This window comes from Burkholderia sp. Ac-20384, assembly GCF_017104605.1.
GTDB lineage: Bacteria > Pseudomonadota > Gammaproteobacteria > Burkholderiales > Burkholderiaceae > Burkholderia > Burkholderia lata.
Genome location: NZ_JAAGPE010000463.1, coordinates 1 through 4747 on the forward strand (window position 1 = coordinate 1; position 4747 = coordinate 4747).

4 protein-coding genes are annotated in these 4747 nt (G+C 67.4%); all 4 read left to right on the forward strand.

What is annotated here, in order from left to right; translation table 11 throughout:
• Window positions 1-93 precede the first annotated feature (93 nt).
• Entirely contained in the window at window positions 94-1086 is a 993-nt protein-coding gene (locus tag G3O00_RS39755) for a sugar kinase (RefSeq protein WP_206146263.1), read from the forward strand.
• Between the two features lie 260 nt (window positions 1087-1346).
• Window positions 1347-2627, forward strand: coding sequence for an MFS transporter (locus tag G3O00_RS39760; RefSeq protein ID WP_089494927.1), 1281 nt, complete (start codon window positions 1347-1349; stop codon window positions 2625-2627).
• A 5-nt stretch (window positions 2628-2632) separates the two neighbouring features.
• Window positions 2633-3598, forward strand: a complete 966-nt coding sequence (locus G3O00_RS39765) for an NAD(P)-dependent oxidoreductase (RefSeq protein ID WP_206146264.1) — start codon at window positions 2633-2635, stop codon at window positions 3596-3598.
• 401 nt (window positions 3599-3999) lie between these two features.
• Window positions 4000-4747, forward strand: a 748-nt coding sequence (locus G3O00_RS39770; protein WP_206146265.1) for a LacI family DNA-binding transcriptional regulator, incomplete at its 3' end; no start/stop codon positions are given.

Here is a 4747-nt window from a genome sequence, read left to right on the forward strand (position 1 = left end):
TGTTCGACGCGGCCGACCTGGCGGGCGATGCGTGCCGACGCGTCGCGTGGCTCGCCACCGCGTGACGGCGGAAGGATCCTGGAGAGTTCATTCATGAAAGCAGCACTCGATGTCGTGACTTACGGCGAAGCGATGGCGATGTTCGTCGCGACCGAGCCCGGCCATCTCGCGCACGCGACGCAATTTGCAAAGCGGATCGCGGGCGCCGACCTGAACGTGGCGATCGGCCTGTCGCGGCTCGGCTTCCGGGTCGGCTGGATGAGCCGCGTCGGCCGCGATTCGTTCGGCGGTTACGTGCTCGACACGCTGGCGCGCGAAGGCATCGACGCATCGTGCGTGACCGTCGATCCGCGTTACCCGACCGGCTTCCAGCTCAAGTCGCGCAACGACGACGGCAGCGACCCGACCGTCGAATATTTCCGCAAGGGCTCGGCCGCGAGCCACCTGTCGTGCGACGACTATGTGGCTGACTATGTGCTCGGCGCGCGTCACTTGCACCTGACGGGCGTCGCGCCGGCGATCTCCGCCACGTCGTGCGAGCTTGCGTTCAAGCTCGCACGCGAAATGCGCGCGGCCGGCAAGACGATCTCGTTCGACCCGAACCTGCGCCCGACGCTGTGGCCGTCCGCCGACGTGATGGCGAATACGCTGAACGCAATCGCGTCGCTCGCGGACTGGGTGCTGCCGGGCATCGCCGAAGGGCGGCAACTGACCGGGCACGACACACCGGCCGACATCGCGGGCTTCTATCTTGCGCAGGGCGCGCGCGGTGTCGTGATCAAGCTCGGTGCGGAAGGCGCGTACTACCGGACGGCCGACGGCCATGACGGAACGGTGACGGGCGAGCGCGTGCAGAACGTCGTCGACACGGTCGGCGCCGGCGACGGCTTCGCGGTCGGCGTGGTCAGCGCGCTGCTGGAGGGCAAGACGATCGAGCAGGCGGTGGCGCGCGGCAACCGGATCGGCGCGCTCGCGATCCAGGTGATCGGCGACTCGGAAGGGCTGCCGACCCGCGCCGCGCTCGATCGATGCGAAAACGTCAGCAATCGCGCCGATCGCTTAGAGGAAACCTTCACCGCGCAATGAGAGGCCGGACACGGCACAATCCGCGGACTCATTTCGTCGTGCATGCGCACGGCAAGGTACGGGACCGGGACGGGCGCTGACGCGTTTGTTCAGGTCGATTGTGGAGCATGGGGTTCAGGTGAGTGCTAAAGCACTGACCTGGATCGACCGCGAAGCATGGGATCCAGGTAGGCGCTAAAGCGCTAACCTGGATCGACCGCGAAGCATGGGACCAGAGTAAGCGCTAAAGCGCTAACTCTGGTCGACACGGAGACATTCTGATGGCCAATACTCTCGCTGCCCGCCGCTGGTGGACGATCATGCCGATCGTCTTCATCACGTACAGCCTCGCCTACCTCGACCGCGCGAACTACGGGTTCGCGGCCGCGGCCGGCATCAACCAGGACCTCGGGATCAGCAAGGGCCTGTCGTCGCTGATCGGCGCACTGTTCTTCCTCGGCTACTTCTTCTTCCAGATTCCCGGCGCGATCTATGCGGAACGCCGCAGCGTGAAGAAGCTCGTGTTCGTCAGCCTCATCCTGTGGGGCGCCTGCGCGGCGCTCACGGGCGTGGTCAGCAATATCCCGTCGCTGATGGCGATCCGCTTCGTGCTCGGCGTCGTCGAGGCGGCCGTGATGCCGGCGATGCTGATCTACATCAGCAACTGGTTCACGAAGAACGAGCGCTCGCGCGCGAACACGTTCCTGATCCTCGGCAACCCGGTCACCGTTTTGTGGATGTCGATCGTGTCGGGCTATCTCGTGCACGAATTCGGCTGGCGCCACATGTTCATCGCCGAAGGCGTGCCGGCCGTGCTCTGGGCCGTGTGCTGGTGGTTCCTCGTGCAGGACAAGCCGGCCGATTCGCCGTGGCTCAATGCGCAGGAAAAGCGTGACCTCGACGCCGCGCTCGCGGCCGAGCAGGCCACGATCAAGCCCGTGCGCAACTATGGCGAGGCGTTCCGCTCGCCGGCCGTGATCAAGCTGTGCGCCCAGTATTTCTGCTGGAGCATCGGCGTGTACGGCTTCGTGTTGTGGCTGCCGTCGATCGTCAAGAACGGCTCCGACCTCGGGATGGTCGCGACCGGCTGGCTGTCCGCGCTGCCGTATCTCGCGGCGACGATCGCGATGATTGCCGCGTCGTGGGCGTCCGACAAGGTCGGTTCCCGCCGCGGTTTCGTGTGGCCGTTCCTGCTGATCGGTGCGGCTGCGTTCGCCGCATCGTATGCACTCGGCTCGTCGCACTTCTGGATCTCGTATGCGCTGCTGGTCGTGGCTGGCGCCGCGATGTACGCGCCGTACGGCCCGTTCTTCGCGATCGTGCCGGAACTGCTGCCGAAGAACGTCGCCGGCGGTGCGATGGCACTGATCAACAGCATGGGCGCGCTCGGCTCGTTCGTCGGCTCGTACTTCGTCGGCTACCTGAACGGTGCGACCGGCTCGCCCGTCGCGTCGTACGCATTCATGAGCGCCGCGCTCGTCGCCGCGGTGATCCTCACGCTGTCCGTCAAACCCCAGGCGCGCGATACGCATCCGCTCGCGACGCCGCTGCAAGGAAAATGAATCCGATGAAGCCCCGTATCGTCGCGTACAAGCCGCTGCCCGATGACGTCCTCGCGTACCTGCGCGAGCATGCGGACGTCGTGCAGGCCGACGGCGCAGCAGCCCTCGCCGATGCGCTCGGCGACGCGGACGGCGCGATCGGCGCGAGCCTGAAGGTCACGCCGCAGATGCTCGACCGCGCCCCGCGGCTGAAGGCGTGGTCGACGATCTCGGTCGGCTACGACAACTTCGACGTCGCGGACCTCACGCGGCGCCGGATCGTGCTCGCCCATACGCCGGACGTGCTGACCGAGTCGACCGCCGATACGGTGTTCTCGCTGATCCTCGCGTCCGCGCGACGCGTGGTCGAGCTGGCCGAGTGGGTGAAGGCCGGCCACTGGCATCACAGCATCGGCCCCGACCTGTACGGCACCGACGTGCAGGGCAAGACGCTCGGCATCGTCGGGCTCGGGCGGATCGGCGGCGCGGTCGCGCGCCGGGCGGCGCTCGGCTTCCGGATGCAGGTGCTGTACGCGAACCGCTCCGCGCATGCGGAAGCCGAGACGCAGTACGGCGCGCGGCGCGTCACGCTCGACGAACTGCTCGCGCAATCGGATTTCGTGTGCCTGCAGGTGCCGCTGTCGCCGGAAACGCACCACCTGATCGGTGCGGCCGAATTCGCGAAGATGAAGCGCGGCGCGATCCTGATCAACGCATCGCGCGGGCCGGTGGTCGACGAAGCCGCGCTGATCGATGCGCTGCGCGCGGGCACGATCCGCGGCGCGGGGCTCGACGTGTTCGAGAAGGAGCCGCTGGCGGCGGATTCGCCGCTGCTGCAGATGAAGAATGTCGTCGCGCTGCCGCATATCGGCTCGGCGACGCACGAGACGCGCCATGCGATGGCGCGCTGCGCTGCGGAAAACCTGGTCGGCGCGCTGGCCGGCACGCTGCGCACGAATCTCGTCAACCCGGAAGCGCTCGCGCAGGTCTGATCCGCCATATTCGTCCGGCCGGGATGACGCCGGCGCTGTTAGAGGCGATGATCTTGGTGCCGGAGGGCTGGCTGCGTTATGATCCCCGCGCGTCGCGTCGACGCGCCTGGCAACGCTGCCGGTGGCGTCCTGCGACGGGTATCCGCGCCAGTCCGGTGCGGCCGACTGCTTTTGCAGGTAACCGGGGCGGGTGCCGACGCGCCGGCGCCGATCAGCAGCGAAGCAGGGGATCGGCGTAAGCTCAAGCGCCAACGCTGACCGACCGCGAAGCATGGGACCCACGTAAGCGCTAAAGCGCTAACGTGGGTCGACAGGAGATTCCACCGGGTGGCTTACGTTTCCAACAACAAAGGTCCGTCTGCTCACGAAGCGGCGCGGATCGTACGTCGCGAGGCACCACAGTGACCGATTCGCAACCAACCACGACGCGTCCGGCGACGATCAGCGATGTCGCGCGCGAAGCCGGCACGGGCAAAACCAGCGTATCGCGCTACCTGAACGGCGAGACGCACGTGCTGTCCACCGATCTGCGCCAGCGGATCGAAGCGGCCATCGCACGGCTCAACTACCGGCCGAACCAGATGGCGCGCGGGCTCAAGCGCGGCCGCAACCGCTTGCTCGGCATGCTCGCGGCCGACCTGACCAATCCCTATACCGTCGAAGTGCTGCAGGGCGTCGAGGCCGCATGCCATGCGCTCGGCTACATGCCGCTGATCTGTCACGCGGCAAACGAAGTCGAGATGGAGCGCCGCTTCCTGCAACTGCTCACGACCTACCGCGTCGAAGGGCTGATCGTCAACGCGCTCGGCGCTGACGAGGACGTGCTGCGCCCGCTGCGCGGGGCCGGCATCCCGGCCGTGCTCGTCGACCGGACGGTCGAAGGCTTCGAGGCCGACCTGATCGGCCTCGACAACGCCGACGCGATCGAGACGGCCGTCGCACACCTGGTCGAACACGGTTTCGACGCGATCCATTTCGTCGTGCAGCCGTTCGAGCGCGTCAGCTCGCGGCGCCTGCGCGAGGCCGCGTTCCGCGCGGCACTGGCAGCGCGCGGGCTGACGGTGCCGTCGACGGTCGTGCTCGACCTGAACGAGCCCGACGGGGTCACGGCGGCGCTGGCCGACATCGATGCCCGCATCGACGACGCGG